Here is a 15,734-nt window from a genome sequence, read left to right as displayed (position 1 = left end):
CTCAAGGAGACGTGGGATGACCGATATTACCGATGCCTACTTCTCCAATCTGATCGGCCGGCTGGAAGAATTGAAGCAGACGCTTGCCGAGCCGATGGCGCAGGCGGCTGATGTCATTCTCGATGCTGCCCGCGGCGACAAGCGCGTCTATGTCTTCGGCACCGGCCATTCGCATATGCTGGCGGAAGAGGTGCATTATCGGGCCGGCGGCCTCGCCTTCACCGTGCCGGTGCTCGTCGGCTCGGCCATGCTGCATGAGGGGGCGGTCATCAGTTCGGTCTATGAGCGCACGCAGGGCCTGGTGCGGCCGATGTTGGAGCGATACGGCATGCAGCCGGGCGATGTCATTATTATCGCCTCCAATTCGGGCGTGAACGCCGCGCCGATCGAGGCTGCCGACTATGCGCGCGAAATCGGCGCAAAGGTGATTGCCATCACGTCGATCGCCTATTCCTCAGCGATCGCCAATGGTCGCCGGCGGCTTGCCGACGCGGCCGATGTGGTGCTCGACAACGGGCTGCCGCCAGGGGATGCCGTTCTCGATCTGGAAGGCACGGGGCTTCGGGTGGGGCCGGTCTCGACGGCGGTCGGGGTGACGGTCATCAATGCGATCTTCGCCGAAGTCGCCTCGGAGCTTTCGAAATCCGGCGATGCGCCGGTTTATCTCAGCGCCAACATGCCAGGTGCCGCCGAGATCAATCAGAAGCTCGTGCGGAAATACCGGCCGCGCAACCCACATCTCTAAAAGCGCGTCGCATCGAATTTGATTCATGCAACGCGCTTCGTTTTTGTTCTTATGCATGTCGTTATCCCGGACCGCTGCACACTTCCGGGCGACATGCAGCGGACATAAAAAAGGCCGGTCGAAACCGGCCTTTTGCGTGAAGTGAGAGCCAGGATCAGTCCTTGGCGCGTTCGACGTAGGAATTGTCTTCCGTTGCGATGACGACGCGGGTGCCGGCATTGATGTGCGGCGGCACCATGGTGCGCACGCCGTTCGACAGCATGGCCGGCTTGTAGGAAGACGATGCCGTCTGACCCTTGACGACCGGCTCGGTCTCGGTGATTTCGAGCGTCACGTGGCGCGGCAGTTCGAGCGCGAGCGGAATGCCTTCATGGATCGACAGGATGCAGGACATGCCTTCCTGCAGATAGGCCTTCTGATCGCCCATGGTTTCGACATCGACCACGACCTGATCGTAGTTGCCCGGGTTCATGAAGTGGAAGCCTTCGCCGTCTTCATAGAGATACTGGAAGGAGACGTCCTCGACGAAGGCGCGCTCGACCTGTTCGGTGGTGCGCCAGCGCTCGGAGACCTTCACGCCGTCGACGATGCGGCGCATGTCGACCTGGGTGACCGGCGTGCCCTTGCCCGGGTGAAAGTTCTGGGCGGTGAGAACGACGTAGAGCTTGCCGTCGACATCGAGAACGTTGCCCTTGCGGACCGAAGAGGCGATGACCTTGACCATAAGACTTCCTTGTAACTCGGCTTTCGGCGTCGTAGATGACTGTCGAGACGCCTCTGAGACGCAAATATTTTTCTTTGGGGCGCAACTAACCTAAAATCCGGGAAATAGCCATCCCCATACCGGCTTCTCCGGCGAAGAAAGCTTGGAATGAACTCTTCGGCGAAAGCGTCCCCCTGGTGGACCCCGTCCGTGCATGCCGACCGCCGCCCGTTCCTGATCGGGCGCAATGCGATCCAGGCGGCGCTGCGCGGCTTTTTCGCGCGCGAAGATTTCCTCGAGGTGGATACGGCGGTGCTGCAAATCTCGCCGGGCAACGAGGCGCATCTGCATGCCTTCGCCACGGAAGCGCTGACGACGGACGGGCAAAAGGCGCCGTTCTATCTGCACACCTCGCCGGAATTCGCCTGCAAGAAGCTGCTTGCGGCGGGTGAAGAACGTATCTCGTGTTTTGCCCATGTCTATCGCAACCGCGAGCGCGGGCCGCTGCACCATCCCGAATTCACCATGCTCGAATGGTACCGGGCCGGCGAAAGCTATGAGAGCCTGATGATGGATTGTGTGCGGATCCTGGCGCTGGCGGCCGAAACGGTGAAGACCGAAAAGCTTGCCTATCGCGGCGGCGCGAGTGATCCTTTTGCCGGTCCGGAGCGGATCAGCGTTGCCGAAGCCTTTGAGCGCCATGCCGGTATCGATCTTCTCTCTTCAGTCGCCGCCGGCGGTTCGACCGATCGCGATCATCTCGCGGCCGAGATGAAGCGTGTCGGTATGCGTGTTGCCGATGACGACGGCTGGGCCGATTTGTTCAGCCGGGTGCTGGTCGAAAAGATCGAGCCGCATCTCGGCTTCGGCCGCATCACCATCCTCGACGAATATCCGGTCTCGGAGGCAGCGCTCGCGCGCCCTTCGGCCCGCGACCCGAGGGTTGCCGAGCGTTTCGAGCTCTATGCCTGCGGCGTCGAACTTGCCAACGGCTTCGGCGAACTGACCAACGCTGCCGAGCAGCGCCGGCGGTTCGAGATCGAGATGGCCGAGAAGGCGCGTATCTATGGCGAGACCTATCCGATCGACGAGGATTTCCTCGCCGCACTTTCGCTGATGCCCGAGGCAAGCGGCATCGCGCTCGGCTTCGACCGGCTGGTGATGTTGGCGACGGGAGCGTCGCGCATCGATCAGGTGCTCTGGGCGCCGGTCGCGGAGTATGGACGATGAATGTCGTCAAGCCGCTCAAGAGCGTCGACGATCTGGTGATGGCGGGGCTGGTCGCGCCGGCCGATCGCAGAGCGCTCGAGGAGGTTGCCGCGCGTTATGCGATTGCCCTGACGCCCGACATGACCAGGCTGATCGATCGCGCCGATCCCGATGATCCGATCGCGCGTCAGTTCGTGCCCGATGCCGCCGAACTGACGGTCTTGCCCGAAGAACGCGCCGATCCGATTGGCGATCAAGCCCATAGCCCGGTCGAAGGCATCGTTCACCGCTATCCCGATCGCGTGCTGCTGAAGGCCGTGCATGTCTGCCCGGTCTATTGCCGCTTCTGCTTCCGGCGCGAAATGGTTGGGCCGCAGGGTCTCGGCACGCTCGATGCGGCGGCGATGCAGGCAGCCTTCGATTATATCAGAGGCCACGAGGAGATCTGGGAGGTCATCCTCACCGGTGGCGATCCGTTGGTGCTGTCTCCGCGCCGCCTTCGCGACATCATGGAGGCCTTGGCGGACATTGCGCATGTGAAGATCGTGCGTTTCCACACGCGTGTTCCCGTCGTCGATCCCGACAAGGTCGACGCGGCGCTGGTCGACGCGCTAAAGGCGAGCGGCAAGACGGTCTATGTGGCGCTGCATGCCAATCATGTCAGGGAACTGACGGCGGAAGCGCGTGCGGCCTGCGCCCGTCTCATCGACGCCGGCATCGCCATGGTCAGCCAGTCGGTGCTGCTCAAAGGCGTCAACGACGATCCCGGCGTGCTTGCGGCGCTGATGAAGGCTTTCGTCGAAATCCGCGTCAAACCCTATTACCTGCATCACCCGGATCTGGCGCCGGGCACCGGCCATTTCAGATTGACGATCGAAGAGGGGCAAAGGATCGTCGCGGCGTTGCGCGGACGGATTTCCGGGCTCTGCCAGCCGACCTACATCCTCGATATTCCGGGCGGTTACGGCAAGACCGTCGTCAGCGGCAGCACCGTGCAGGCCAGGGGTGATGGATGTTATTCCGTCTCGGATTATCGCGGTGACGAGCATTCCTACCCACCCGCTGAATGACGTGAAACGGCGATTTCCGTGTCATTTCTGTACTCGCTGCGGCGAAAATTGCGTCGAGCGCCGTCGACGAAATCAGCGTAAGACGTTGATTTAAAATCGATATTGTAACTCCGGCCACGGCAATCGCTAAAATCCTAACTGTGAGCCTTAGTCATATTTAACGCTATAAATTAGCGGAATTTTCTGTTTTCCGCACTAAAAGAACGCTCATGACAAGGCGATGAACGCCGGTTCGGGATCATGAGAATCTTGGAGTGATGGGATGAATAAGACAATCCGCGACCTCGTAGCCAAATTCGGCAAACTTCCGGCATCGATCGACCAGGTCGCCGACGATGCCGATCTTTATGCGGCAGGTCTGACGTCCTTTGCTTCGGTGCAACTGATGCTTGGCATCGAAGAAGCCTTCGACATCGAATTTCCCGACAATCTCCTGAACCGCAAATCCTTCGCGAGCATCTCGGCGATCGCCAGGACGGTCGATCTCATTCGGGACAGCCGGAAGGTCGCCTGATGAATTTCCCCGTCAAGATCATGCAGGACGGTCTTGTCGCAAGGGTCGCCCGCGTCGCCGAAATCGCGGCGAAACACGCCGATGCGGTCGACGTCGAAGCCCGCTTCCCCAGAGAAGCCGTGGATGCCATGAAGGCCGAAAGGCTGCTCGGCATCCAGGTGCCGCGCCAATTCGGCGGCGAATCCGCCTCGATCACCGAGATCGCCGAATTGTGCTCGATGCTCGGCCAGGCCTGCGCTGCAAGCGCCATGGTCTTCGCGATGCATCACATCAAGCTGTCGAGCCTCGTCGAACATGGCGCCGACAGCGAATGGCATAGCGACTTCATGCGTCGCATTGCCGCCGAGCAGCTGCTGATCGCATCGGCCACTACCGAGGGCGGTATCGGCGGAAACCTGCGCAACAGCATTTGCGCTGTCGAAGTCGACGGCGATACCTGCCGCCTGGAAAAGGATGCGACCGTCATTTCCTACGGTTCGCACGCCGACGCCATCCTCATCACCTCGCGTGCCCATGCGCAGGCGGCTTCCTCAGACCAAGTGCTGACGGCCTTCCTCAAGGACCAGTACACGCTCGAGAAGACGCACGCCTGGAATACGCTCGGCATGCGCGGCACCTGCTCCGACGGTTTCCTCTTCAAGGGCGAAGCGCCGGCGCGTCAGATCCTGCCGAAGCCTTTCGCCGAGATCGCGGCACAATCGATGCTCGCCTCGTCGCACCTGTTGTGGAGCGGCGTCTGGTACGGTATCGCGGTCGATGCCGTCGCACGCGCCCAGGCTTTTGTGCGCGCCGCTGCCCGCAAGGCGCCCGATACTCAGCCGCCCGGCGCGCTGCGCCTGGCCGAAGTCTCGAGCCTGTTGCAGATGGTCAAATCCAACGTGGTTGCCGGGCTCAAGGCCTATGAGGATGCGAAGGCCGATGTCGACAGGCTGTCCTCGATGGGCTTTGCCGTGGCGATGAACAACGTCAAGATCGCCTCTTCCGAGACGATCCTGGAGATCGTCAACCATGCCATGCTGATCTGCGGCATCATGGGCTACAAGAACGGCACGCCCTTCAGCCTCGGACGCCATCTGCGCGACGCACATTCCGCACAGCTCATGATTTCGAACGACCGTATCCTCGGCAATACGTCGAGCATGCTTCTCGTCCACAAGCAGGACACTAGCCTACTGGGGTAAAGCCATGGATATGCAGACCTCGTTTCTCGACCGGCTCTTCGAGTCCGGCCTGCTGATCGATACCGGCGTTGATGGTCTCTATGGCCGCAGCGGCCAGTTCGAAGATGTCATTACCGCTTTCGAACGGCTGATCGACACGTTCGGCGGCGCCGACGGCGCCGAGGCGATGCGTTTCCCGCCCGGCATGAACGTCGCGCTCTTCGAAAAGAGCGGTTACATGAAGAGCTTCCCGCAGCTCGCCGGCACGGTGCACAGCTTCTGCGGCAGCGAGCTCGATCATATGAGCCTGCTGCAGTGCATGGAAGTCGGCGACGACTGGACCAAGGACCAGAAGGCGACCGATATCGTGCTGACGCCGGCTGCCTGCTACCCGCTCTATCCGACGGTCGCCAAGCGCGGCAACCTGCCGAAGACGGGCGGCCTGTTCGATCTGCAGTCCTATTGCTTCCGCCACGAGCCTTCGAAGGATCCCGCCCGCCAGCAGCTGTTCCGCATGCGTGAATATGTCTGCATGGGCACGGAGCAGCACGTCACCGATTTCCGTCAGACATGGATGGATCGCGGTGTCGAAATGATGAAGCAGCTCGGCCTCGATGTGACCATCGACGTTGCCAACGACCCGTTCTTCGGCCGTGCCGGCAAGATGATGGTCAACAATCAGCGCGACCAGAACCTGAAGTTCGAGCTGCTGATCCCGATCACCTCGACTGCCAATCCGACCGCCTGCATGAGCTTCAACTACCATCAGGATTCATTTGGCCTGAAGTGGGGTCTGAACCTCGAAGACGGCAGCGTGGCGCACACCGCCTGCGTCGGCTTCGGCCTGGAGCGCATCGCGCTTGCCCTCTTCCACCATCACGGGCTCGACGTGAAGGAATGGCCGGCCAACGTGCGGAAAGCGCTGTGGGGCTGAGCCGGTCGATGACATCGGTATTTTCGGGGATCGACCCGGAAACCTACCGTCAGCACGCGCTGCATTCCAGCGAGCGTGCCTGGCCGGAAACCAATTGCTACGTCGATCTCTGGATCGAAGTGCTGGCGACCTCGGGTGTAGCGCCCGAGGCGATGCTCGGTTTCACCCTGACGCAGGATTTCGAGGGCGATCAGTTCACCTTCTTCAAGGTGCCGCTCGAGGATCTCGACGCGCTCTACGGCATTCGCGCGACCGAGCTTGCCATCTACGACCGTGTCGAACGCCATGTCGACGTCCAGATCGCGCGGGGCCGTCTCTGCCTGGTCGAGATGGATTCCTTCTACATGCCGGATACGCGCGGCACCGCTTACCGGCAGGAGCACGGCAAGACGACGGTTGCGATCAACCGGCTGGACGTTGCGGCCAAGCGCGTCGATTATTTCCACAATGCCGGCTATTTCCGCCTCGAAGGCGAGGATTTCGATGGGCTGTTCCAGCTGCAGCTGACGGAGAACGAGCCGCCGTTCCTGCCCTATACGGAATTTGCACGGTTCCCGGAAAAGCCCGCTGACGAAGCGCATCTGCGCCAGACCGCCCGGCGGCTTGCCGGCGTTCATTTCAACAGGCGTCCCCGCGAAAATCCGATCCGCGCCTTTGCAGCCGTCTTTCCGCAGCAGGTCGAGGCGGTGGCGGAGCGGTCGTTCGGCTTCTTCCATAAATATGCCTTCAATACGCTTCGCCAGGTCGGCGCCAACTTCGAGCTGGCGGCCGATCATCTGGCCTGGCTTTCTGCTGATGAATTCGCCGTCGCCGCCGAGCATGCAAGGCGCATTTCGGATACGGCGAAATCGGTGCAGTTCCAGCTTGCCCGCGCCATCGCCCGCCGGAAGTTCGAGCCGCTGCAGGTAGCCCTTGATCCGGCCGCCGATGCATGGGATTCCATGATGACATCGCTTGCGGAGCGAATCTGAGGCCGGAGATCTGACCATGCGGGGGCGTTTGGCAAGCATCGGTGCCGAGGAAAGCCTGCTTTCCGAAGGCTGGAATCTGATCCTGACGGAGCCGGGCGCCTGCGCCGTGCCGCATGACATTCCGCTTTCCGCGCAGTTCATTCCCGCCCCCGTTCCCGGCACCGTTGCTGCAGCACTTGAAAAGGCCGGACTGTTCGACCGGGAAAATCCAGAGCCGTTGAACACCAGGGATGCCTGGTATCTCTGCCGGCTGTTCGATGCCGAGCCGGGTGAAGCTATCCTGCGTTTCGCGGGACTTGCCACGCTTTGCCATGTCTTCCTCAACGGCCAGGAAATCCTGTTTTCCGAGAGCATGTTCACGGCCCATGAAATTCCGGTAACGCTTGTCGGCGGCGACGAGCTGGCGCTGTGTTTCCGGGCGCTTGGCCCCCGCCTGTCGGAGCCTGGCCCGCGTGCACGCTGGCGGCCGCAGATGATCACGCCGGCGGGTCTCAAAAATTTCCGCACGACGCTGCTCGGCCATATGCCGGGCTGGTGCCCCGATATCCATGCGGTCGGGCCATGGCGGCCGATCTCGCTGGTGCGGCGCAACCCCGTCTCGATCGACAATGTCTCCGTCCGCGCCGTGTTGGACGAGAATGGCGTCGGCCGTCTCAGCGTTTCCCTGCACAGCAATGCCGAGGATCCGGCAATGCTGTTGCGCTGCGGCGGCATGGAGCAGCCTTTCGAGAAGATCGGCGACAGTCATTACTCGGCTATCCTCAAGCTTGCCGACATCGAGCCCTGGTGGCCGCACACCCATGGCCTCCCGCGTCTTTACGATTTAGCGCTGGTTTCCGACGGTGTGGAATATTCCCTCGGCACGACCGGCTTCCGGCGGATCGAGGTCGAGCGTGGCGCCGATGGCGACGACTTCGCGCTCCTTATCAACGGCGAACGCATCTTTTGCCGCGGCGCGGTGTGGACGACAGCCGATATCGTCCGTCTGCCGGGAACGCGGGCGGATTATGAGCCGTTCCTGCGGCTGGCGGCGCAAGCCGGCATGAACATGATCCGCATCGGCGGTACCATGGCCTATGAGACACCGGATTTCTTCGCGCTTTGCGACGAACTCGGCCTGCTGGTGTGGCAGGATTTCATGTTCGCCAATTTCGATTATCCGCGCAACGACAAGGCGTTTCTCGGCCACGTGCATGCGGAGGTCGAGGAATTCCTGCACGGCGTCCAGGCGTCGCCATCGCTGGCGGTGCTCTGCGGCGGCAGCGAAATCCATCAGCAGGCGGCGATGCTGGGTCTGCCCGTGGAATTCTGGAGCGGGCCGGTCACCGATGAAATCATCCCGGCCATCGTCACGCGCATGCGTCCCGACGTGCCCTATGTTCCGAATTCGCCCTATGGCGGGGCGATGCCGTTTTCACCGAATGCCGGTATCGCCCATTATTACGGTGTCGGCGCCTATATGCAGCCGATTGCCGATGCGCGCCGTGCGGATGTGCGTTTTGCCTCCGAAAGTCTTGCGTTTGCGCATGTGCCGCAGCAAAGGACGCTGCATCGTCATCTCGACGTGCCCTCAGTCCACAGCCCGCTCTGGAAGGCTCGCGTGCCGCGCGACCGCAGCGCATCCTGGGATTTCGAGGACGTTCGCGATTTCTATCTGGAGCTTCTCTATGGTTTCGATCCGGCCCGGCTGCGGCGCGAAGACCAGCAACTTTATCTCGATTTCTCCCGCGCCGTCACCGGCGAGGTGATCGAGCAGACCTTTGCCGAATGGCGGCGCAAGGGTTCGGCTTGCAACGGCGCGCTCGTCTGGACGCTGCAGGACCTGCTGCCCGGGCCCGGCTGGGGGGCGATCGATTCCACCGGCGAGCCGAAGCCGGTCTGGTATGCGATGCGCCGTGCCTTCCGGCCGGTGCAGACGGTGTTCACCGACGAGGGAACCAACGGCCTCGACGTGCATGTCGTCAACGAGACGGATGCGGACCTCGACGTCGAGCTCGAGGTCGTCTGCCTGCGCGACGGAAAGCAGCAGGTCGTCAGCGGCAGCAGAGCCTTCAAGCTGGCGGCAAGGGACACGGAGCGTCTTGCCGCGACCGCGCTGTTCGGCGCCTTCTTCGATACGACCTATGCCTTCCGTTTCGGACCGCCGTCGCATGATGTCAGTGTGGCGCGCCTGCGTTCGCTGGCGGATGGCGCCATTTTGGCGGAAAGCTTCCACTTTCCCTGCGGACGGGACAAGGCGCTGCATGAAGCAGGCATCGAGGCATCGCTCGGAAGAGACGGCGACGACTGGTTCGTCGATCTCAGGACCGACCGGCTGGCGCAATCGGTGCATATCGACGTCGACGGCTACCGGCCCGATGACGACTGGTTCCATCTCGCCCCCGGCGCGATGCGGCGCGTGAAACTCCACGCGCTGCCGGGCACCGAGAGCGATATTGCGCCTGCAGGCGAGATCAGAAGTCTAGGCAGTTCGCATCGTGTCGTGCTCTCGGGCTGACGCTCTCCGCGAAAACGATGCCCATCCATTGAGAAAGACCGTGATTTGAGAACGACATACCGCTTTTTGCGTGCCCATGTCCTGCAGCGGCTGATCCCGCGATCGCGTCTTGCCTTCAATCCGCGCCGGCCAGTGGAAATCGTCGGCTATCTCTCGATGGCTGTCGGCGTCGGCGAATCGGCAAGGCTTTGCGCCGGTGCTTTGTCGGAGGCGGGAAGGGCAATTTCGCTCTCCGACGTCAGCACGCATCCGGACGAGACGTCCTTCCCCGGATGGACGTCGTCGCGTCTTTCTACCGAGCCGCCGGGAAGTCGGATCTGGCACCTCAATCCGCCGATGCTGCCGCGCGCCATCCTGAAGAAGGGTGTCGGCAATTTCACCCGCGCCTTCAATATCGGCTATTTCGCCTGGGAACTCGAAGTGGTGCCGGCGGAATGGCGCAATGCCATGCACTATATGAACGCCGTCTTCGTGCCGTCGGAATTCACCCGGCGGGCGATTGCGCCACTCACCAAGGCACCGGTCATCGTCGTTCCGCATCCGGTGATCGAGGCGCCGGCGACCGAAGGCATGCGGGAGAGGTTCGGCATTGCGAAGGACGCCTTTCTCGTCAGCTTCATCTTCAGCGCAGGCTCGTCGATCAACCGGAAAAATCCGCAGGCCGTCATCGAGGCTTTCAGGATATTTGCCGCCGACGCCCCAAGCGCCTTCCTGTTGATGAAGGCCAGCGGCGATGTGAACAAGGATGAAGCCCTGAGCGCGCTGGTCGCTTCGGTTGCGGGCGACGCCCGGATCAGGATCGTCACCGACAGGCTGTCGAACGCCGATATCAACGGCATCATCCGCACTTCCGACGCCTATCTTTCGCTGCATCGTTCCGAGGGTTTCGGGCTGACGGTCGCCGAGGCGATCATGCAGGGCACACCCGTTATCTCCACGGCCTGGTCGGGCACAGCGGATTTCTGCGACCCCGGCAATAGCTGGCTGGTCGCTTCTCCTCTGATCCCCGTCGTCGATACCCATCCCGAATTTGCCGGGCTTGAGGGCGCGGTCTGGGCGGATCCTTCTCCGCAAGCCGCGGCCGCACATCTGACCGACATCTTCCGCGCGCCCGAGCTCGCGCTGGGGAAGGCCGAGAAAGCGCGGGAGTTCCTACGGCACTATCTCGCTGAGAACAGCTATGAGAGGGCGCTCCAGGCGCTGGCGGCGATGCAATCCAGCTAAGGTGAGGTCGTCACTCCGCTTTATTTTAACATTTTCGCATTAGAGATGACGGGTATGCGGCTTTAGAGCATGGCGCGCAAAAGTGTGCGGCGGTTTGCGATAACGGCATGCGTAAAAACAAAGAGCTACAGCGCGCTTTAGGCCGATGCCGGCGGATGGACAGATGTCGAAGGGTATTATCGCAAATTCGGTGATGAATGCGGCAGCAGGCATGCTGCTGTTGCTGACGGGATTCGTTTCGTCGATCATAACCGCGCGGTTGCTCGGGCCGGAGGCCAACGGCATCGTCGCCTTCTCGCTGTGGCTGGTGGTCACGGGCGCCTCGATCGCCGAGCTCGGTTCCAGCATCACGCTTCTGAAGACCCTGCCGCAGCTTTCGGCGGAAGGTTACGACATGCGCCGGCGGCGGGGTTTTGCCGCCATCCTCGTCAGCTTCATGATGTTTTCGACCGTCGTGCTGCTGGCGCTCTACGCGCTGTTCTTCCTGACGTCGGAGGAGATGCACTGGGCCGATACCGCGCCGTCCGTCGCTTTGGTCACCGGCGTGCTGTTTTTCGTCCAGGCGATCGGATCCTTCGTCAAATTCTACCTGATCGGCGAAAAGAAACTGGGCGCCTTCTTCCGGCTGACGGTTGCCGTCTCGATCGTGCAGCTTGCCGGCGTTGCCGCCGGTGCCGTTTTTTATGGGGTCGAGGGTGTGCTCGTCGGTTATGCGTTCGGCCAGCTCGTCCTGTTTTTCGCCACGCTGCCGATCCTGCTTGCGCGGCGCGACTGGTGCGGGGTCTCGCTGAAAGCTCTCGCCTCCTCCTCCGTCATCCTGTCGATCCAGTTCATCATCGATTCGATCTTCCTCAACCGGCTCGAGCTGCTCTTCCTGCAGCAGTTCTGGTCGGTGGAGATGGTCGGCTACTACGCCGTCGGTCTGTCGATCGCCAATATCGCGCTGCAACTGCCGATCCAGATGACCGGCAGCCTGCTGCCCTATTATTCCGAGCGGCGGCACAACAGCGACGATTCGACCTTGCCGGTCGAGGTCTTCGCCGCCGTCACCCGCAGCATGGCCTATATCGTATTGCCGATGAGCCTCGGGCTGGCGGCGATCTCCAGCGAACTGGTGCTCGTGGTGTTCGGCGAAGCGTTCCGCCGCAGCGGCACGGTGGTGGCGCTGCTTGCGCTGGTTGCGCCCGCCTATACCTTCATGCAGATCCTCAGCCTCTACCTCTTGTCGATGGACAGGGCCCGCTCCCGCCTGAACATCAGTGTGATAGGTGGCCTTCTGATGGTAGTCGGTTGTTTACTGATCATACCTAGGCTTGCAGCCGAGGGTGCCGCACTCGTGCGCATCCTCGTCTTCGTTGCGATGTCGGTGATGATGATCAGACAGACAGGATTCGGATCCCAGCTTTCGGGCCTCTACACAAGCCTGACGAAGGTGATGCTTGCCGCCGTGCTCTGTGCTTGCGGGGCGCTCTCTGTGCTGGAATTCATCCAGGGTCCGGTCGGTCTGGTCGCCGCGATCCTTGCCGGCACATTCTGCTATCTCGTGGCACTCCGCCTGCTGCGCGTCATGCCGGCCGAAGATGTCGAGGTCATGCGCTCCATTCTCGCCAAGATGCCGCGCGTGCTGCAGCGCCCTGTGGGCTATGCGATCAATTTCATTGCGCCGCGGCTTCCGGGCGAGCCCGACCGCGCCAAGGTCGCGCCCGGGGAATTTTCGCTCGAACCGGCCGAGGGCGCCGGCCGCAACGCTGCCCTGCCTGTCGTCTTCGACGGCACGATCGGGCTGTTCATGCCTGAAAACCCGCTAGCGAAGAAGCGTTCGGCCGCCGTGCTCTTCGTCAGCCCCTGGGGTTTCGAGGAAATGTGCAGCCGCAAATTCTTCCGTGTGGCCGCCGAGCATTTCTCGGATATCGGCGTGGCGAGCCTGCGTTTCGACTATCGCGGCACAGGCGATGCGCTCGATTTCGGCGCTCTGCCGGCAAGGCTGGAAACCTGGGAAAATTCGATCCGCGCGGCGGCCGCCAAGCTCAAATTACTGAGCGGCTGCGACCATATCATCCTCATCGGACAGGGGCTCGGCGCAACGCTTGCCCATCGCATCGGCGCCTCGATCGAAGGCGTCGACAGCCTCGTCATGCTGGCGCCGGTTTTGAGCGGCCGAGCCTATCTGCGCGAACTCAACATGTGGTCCAAGATCATCGATGCCGATCTCGGCCTCGGCAAGGAGCATGTCCAGACCGCGAAGGTGCAGATCGCCGGGCTCGTCATGCCCGAAGAGATCGCCGCCGAGCTCGGTAAGCTCAACATCGCGGCGCCGCAGGGGCTTGCGGCGTCGCGTTATCTGATCCTCGAGCGTCCCGCCAAGGCCGACGATACCGGTTTTGCCGATGCGCTGAAGGCGCTCGGCGCCGATGTCGAACAGACGGTTTTCGAAGGCTATGACGAGCTCGCCACCAATCCGCTGTTTGCCAAGACGCCGGCTGAGGTCGTCGAGTTGCTGAAGACGTGGCTGGAGAGGGTGACGACGGAGACATCCGCGGCCCATTCGCCGGCTGTGATCGACAACCTGCCGCTTGCCGGCGAGGGTTTTGTCGAAACACCGGTGCGTTTTGGCAGCCACGACCATCTGGTCGGCGTCGTCAGCCGGCCGCTCGGCGAGATCAAGGGCAATGCCGTGCTCTTCCTGTCGACGGCCTATGACCGGCATGCCGGCTGGGGACGGACGACAGTGGATATGGCGCGTGAGCTCGCCCGCCAGGGCGTCGTTTCGCTGCGCTTCGATTCCGCCAATGTCGGAGACAGCCCGCCGCGGCCGGATGCACCGGAGCAGGTGCTTTATTCCAGCACGCAGACCGAGGATGCGGTTGCCGCGCTCGATCTGCTCGAAAGCGTCGTTGCGGGTCCGGTCATGGTGGCCGGCAGATGCAGCGGCGGTTACGTCGCCTTCCGCGCCGGCGTCGCCGACGAGCGGTTGAAAGCTGTCGTCTCGATCAATCCCTTCGTCTATTACTGGGATCCCGAGGTGCCGGTGCGCCGGGAGCATGTCGTTTCCGTCCCCCGCAGCCTCGATGATTACGGTCAGCGCTTGGCGCGGGTGGACACGCTGAAGCGGCTGCTCAGCGGCCAGGTGGACGTGGTGTCGGCGCTGCAGAATATTGTCATCGCCGGCGGCCGGCGTCTGTCGCCCTTTATCGCGCCGCTGCTCGAGCTGCTTCCCGACCGGCGCCATATTGCCCGCGAGGTCCGGCATTCCTTCGCGCAGTTCGGCAAGCGCAAGGTGCCGCTGACGCTGATCTACAGCGAGGGCGATGTCGGGCTCGACCATGTCTATTTCCATTTCGGGCCGCGCGGCACCAAGCTTTCCCGCTATCCGAACGTGCGGCTGCTGATGCTGCCGGATGCCGACCACAATCTGACGCCGCCGCAATCGCGCAAATTCGTGCTCGACGAGATCATCCGGCTGGCGAGGGCGTGAGGAATTTCAGGCAGGTGATCTAGATGTTGTCTACGGTGGCGACGTTCAGCGACCGATAGAGATCGATATAACGCCCGGCGACGATGTCCCAGGAGTAACCGCGCGCGGCGTCGAGAAGCCCGGCGCGGACGGCGTCCGGCTGGCGTGCGAGCGTTTCATAAGCCGCTTCGATCCCGGTCGCGGCGGTCTCCGGATTGGTGAAATCGGTAAGCGTGATGACGGGATGCCGGCCGGCAAGTGTCGTAAAGGCGTCGTTGGCGTTCAGCACCGGCAGCAGGCCGGCGCTCATCGCCTCCAGCGCCACCAGGCCGAAACCTTCATATTCCGAAGCGGAGGCGAAGAGCGAGGCCTCGGCGATGATGCGCCGGATGGCACCGTTATCGGGCGAGACGTGCAGGGTGACGCGGCCGGACAGGTCGCGGCCTTCGATTGCGGCTTCGACGTCGGCCCGGTTCAGGTCGGATTCGGCCCCGACGATGTCGAGATGCCATTCCGCATTGCGGGTCTTCAGCACGGCCATCGCATCGAGCAAATGGTCCAGGCGCTTGTTCACCGAGAACCGGCCGATGGTGACGATGCGGCGTCTTGCCCGGCGCGACGCGATGTCGGCGAATTTGCCGATATCGGCGCCGTTTTCGATCAGCAGGCTATCGGGCGCGATTTCGGAAAACTGCTTGAGGTCGGAGGCGCTGCAGCAAACGACGCGCCGGTAGGCCAGTGCCGAAGCACGGGTCAGCGTCCGGAACCAGATTTTCTTGATCGCCGCGTATTTCCTGGTGTGGAAGAAGCCGCCATGGGTGGTGACGATCATCGGCTTGCGGTGCAGCAGCCGGCCCCAGGCGAGCGCGTCGAAGAAGAAGTCGATGGCATGGACATGCACGAGATCGGCATCGCCGAGATGGCGAAAGACCTCGGGCGCCAGCGGATAACGGCTGCTGCCGGACCAGGGAATGCGCACCACCTCGATACCGTCGATATCCTCGCGCGGCGGCAGCTTGTCTTCAGGCGCAGTGAACAGCGAGTCGAGGGTGACGACGCGGACGCGATAACCGCGGCGAACGGTCTGGCGGGCGAGATTGGCGACGACGTCTTCCAGCCCGCCGCGGTTGGGCAGGAACTGACGCACGACATGGACGATTAGCGGCGCCGTTTCCGGCTGCGGCCTCTCGCGCATCCTGTCTGCCTCGACGATCGCCATTTTCCACCTATCGCTGCACATGCCGCCTCATGTC

The 15,734-nt window shown here is 62.3% G+C and carries 12 protein-coding genes; 10 read left to right on the top strand and 2 right to left on the bottom strand.

The features are described 5' to 3' along the window. The first annotated feature begins 16 nt into the window (after positions 1-16). Positions 17-745: an SIS domain-containing protein gene (locus CO657_RS19445; RefSeq protein WP_054182360.1), complete on the top strand. Its 729-nt coding sequence runs from the start codon at positions 17-19 to the stop codon at positions 743-745. Between the two features lie 154 nt (positions 746-899). Here the strand turns inward: CO657_RS19445 and efp are convergent, their stop codons facing one another. Beyond that, a complete protein-coding gene (gene efp, locus CO657_RS19440; RefSeq protein WP_003589676.1) occupies positions 900-1,469 on the bottom strand; it encodes an elongation factor P in 570 nt (189 codons plus the stop codon). Positions 1,470-1,616: 147 nt separating this feature from the next. Between efp and epmA the strand changes: the two genes are divergently transcribed. The 9 genes from epmA (at position 1,617) to CO657_RS19395 (ending at position 14,502) form a co-directional block, all read left to right on the top strand. Further along, entirely contained in the window at positions 1,617-2,678 is a 1,062-nt protein-coding gene (gene epmA / locus CO657_RS19435) for an EF-P lysine aminoacylase EpmA (protein WP_054182361.1), read from the top strand. Further along, positions 2,675-3,727 carry a lysine-2,3-aminomutase-like protein gene (locus tag CO657_RS19430; RefSeq protein WP_054182362.1) on the top strand — a complete coding sequence of 351 codons (1,053 nt, stop codon included), beginning with the start codon at positions 2,675-2,677 and terminating at the stop codon, positions 3,725-3,727. Before epmA ends, CO657_RS19430 begins: the two co-directional genes overlap by 4 nt. A gap of 262 nt (positions 3,728-3,989) precedes the next feature. Then, entirely contained in the window at positions 3,990-4,241 is a 252-nt protein-coding gene (locus CO657_RS19425; RefSeq protein WP_012559298.1) for an acyl carrier protein, read from the top strand. Continuing rightward, positions 4,241-5,422, top strand: a complete 1,182-nt coding sequence (locus CO657_RS19420) for an acyl-CoA dehydrogenase family protein (protein WP_054182363.1) — start codon at positions 4,241-4,243, stop codon at positions 5,420-5,422. The genes CO657_RS19425 and CO657_RS19420 overlap by 1 nt, the downstream gene beginning before the upstream one ends. Before the next feature lie 4 nt (positions 5,423-5,426). Beyond that, complete coding sequence (locus tag CO657_RS19415; RefSeq protein ID WP_012559296.1) at positions 5,427-6,335, top strand: amino acid--[acyl-carrier-protein] ligase; 909 nt, start codon at positions 5,427-5,429, stop codon at positions 6,333-6,335. Continuing rightward, entirely contained in the window at positions 6,326-7,306 is a 981-nt protein-coding gene (locus tag CO657_RS19410; RefSeq protein ID WP_197283877.1) for a DUF1839 family protein, read from the top strand. Before CO657_RS19415 ends, CO657_RS19410 begins: the two co-directional genes overlap by 10 nt. A 16-nt stretch (positions 7,307-7,322) precedes the next feature. Beyond that, positions 7,323-9,803, top strand: a complete 2,481-nt coding sequence (locus CO657_RS19405; protein ID WP_054182364.1) for a glycoside hydrolase family 2 protein — start codon at positions 7,323-7,325, stop codon at positions 9,801-9,803. Between the two features lie 45 nt (positions 9,804-9,848). Continuing rightward, entirely contained in the window at positions 9,849-11,027 is a 1,179-nt protein-coding gene (locus CO657_RS19400; RefSeq protein WP_054182365.1) for a glycosyltransferase family 4 protein, read from the top strand. 163 nt (positions 11,028-11,190) lie between these two features. Next, positions 11,191-14,502, top strand: a complete 3,312-nt coding sequence (locus CO657_RS19395; protein ID WP_054182366.1) for an oligosaccharide flippase family protein — start codon at positions 11,191-11,193, stop codon at positions 14,500-14,502. Between the two features lie 19 nt (positions 14,503-14,521). Here the strand turns inward: CO657_RS19395 and CO657_RS19390 are convergent, their stop codons facing one another. After that, positions 14,522-15,700, bottom strand: a complete 1,179-nt coding sequence (locus CO657_RS19390) for a glycosyltransferase family 4 protein (protein ID WP_054182367.1) — start codon at positions 15,698-15,700, stop codon at positions 14,522-14,524. Positions 15,701-15,734: the final 34 nt, after the last annotated feature.

Source organism: Rhizobium acidisoli (genome assembly GCF_002531755.2).
In the GTDB taxonomy this organism is placed as follows: domain Bacteria; phylum Pseudomonadota; class Alphaproteobacteria; order Rhizobiales; family Rhizobiaceae; genus Rhizobium; species Rhizobium acidisoli.
This window is presented reverse-complemented; position numbering and strand designations above follow the sequence as displayed.

Coding starts and splice junctions, on each gene's coding strand:
- CO657_RS19445 (WP_054182360.1), top strand. CDS start 17: ATGACCGATATTACCGATGCCTACTTCTCCAATCTGATCGGCCGGCTG.
- efp (WP_003589676.1), bottom strand. CDS start 1,469: ATGGTCAAGGTCATCGCCTCTTCGGTCCGCAAGGGCAACGTTCTCGAT.
- epmA (WP_054182361.1), top strand. CDS start 1,617: ATGAACTCTTCGGCGAAAGCGTCCCCCTGGTGGACCCCGTCCGTGCAT.
- CO657_RS19430 (WP_054182362.1), top strand. CDS start 2,675: ATGAATGTCGTCAAGCCGCTCAAGAGCGTCGACGATCTGGTGATGGCG.
- CO657_RS19425 (WP_012559298.1), top strand. CDS start 3,990: ATGAATAAGACAATCCGCGACCTCGTAGCCAAATTCGGCAAACTTCCG.
- CO657_RS19420 (WP_054182363.1), top strand. CDS start 4,241: ATGAATTTCCCCGTCAAGATCATGCAGGACGGTCTTGTCGCAAGGGTC.
- CO657_RS19415 (WP_012559296.1), top strand. CDS start 5,427: ATGGATATGCAGACCTCGTTTCTCGACCGGCTCTTCGAGTCCGGCCTG.
- CO657_RS19405 (WP_054182364.1), top strand. CDS start 7,323: ATGCGGGGGCGTTTGGCAAGCATCGGTGCCGAGGAAAGCCTGCTTTCC.
- CO657_RS19395 (WP_054182366.1), top strand. CDS start 11,191: ATGTCGAAGGGTATTATCGCAAATTCGGTGATGAATGCGGCAGCAGGC.
- CO657_RS19390 (WP_054182367.1), bottom strand. CDS start 15,700: ATGGCGATCGTCGAGGCAGACAGGATGCGCGAGAGGCCGCAGCCGGAA.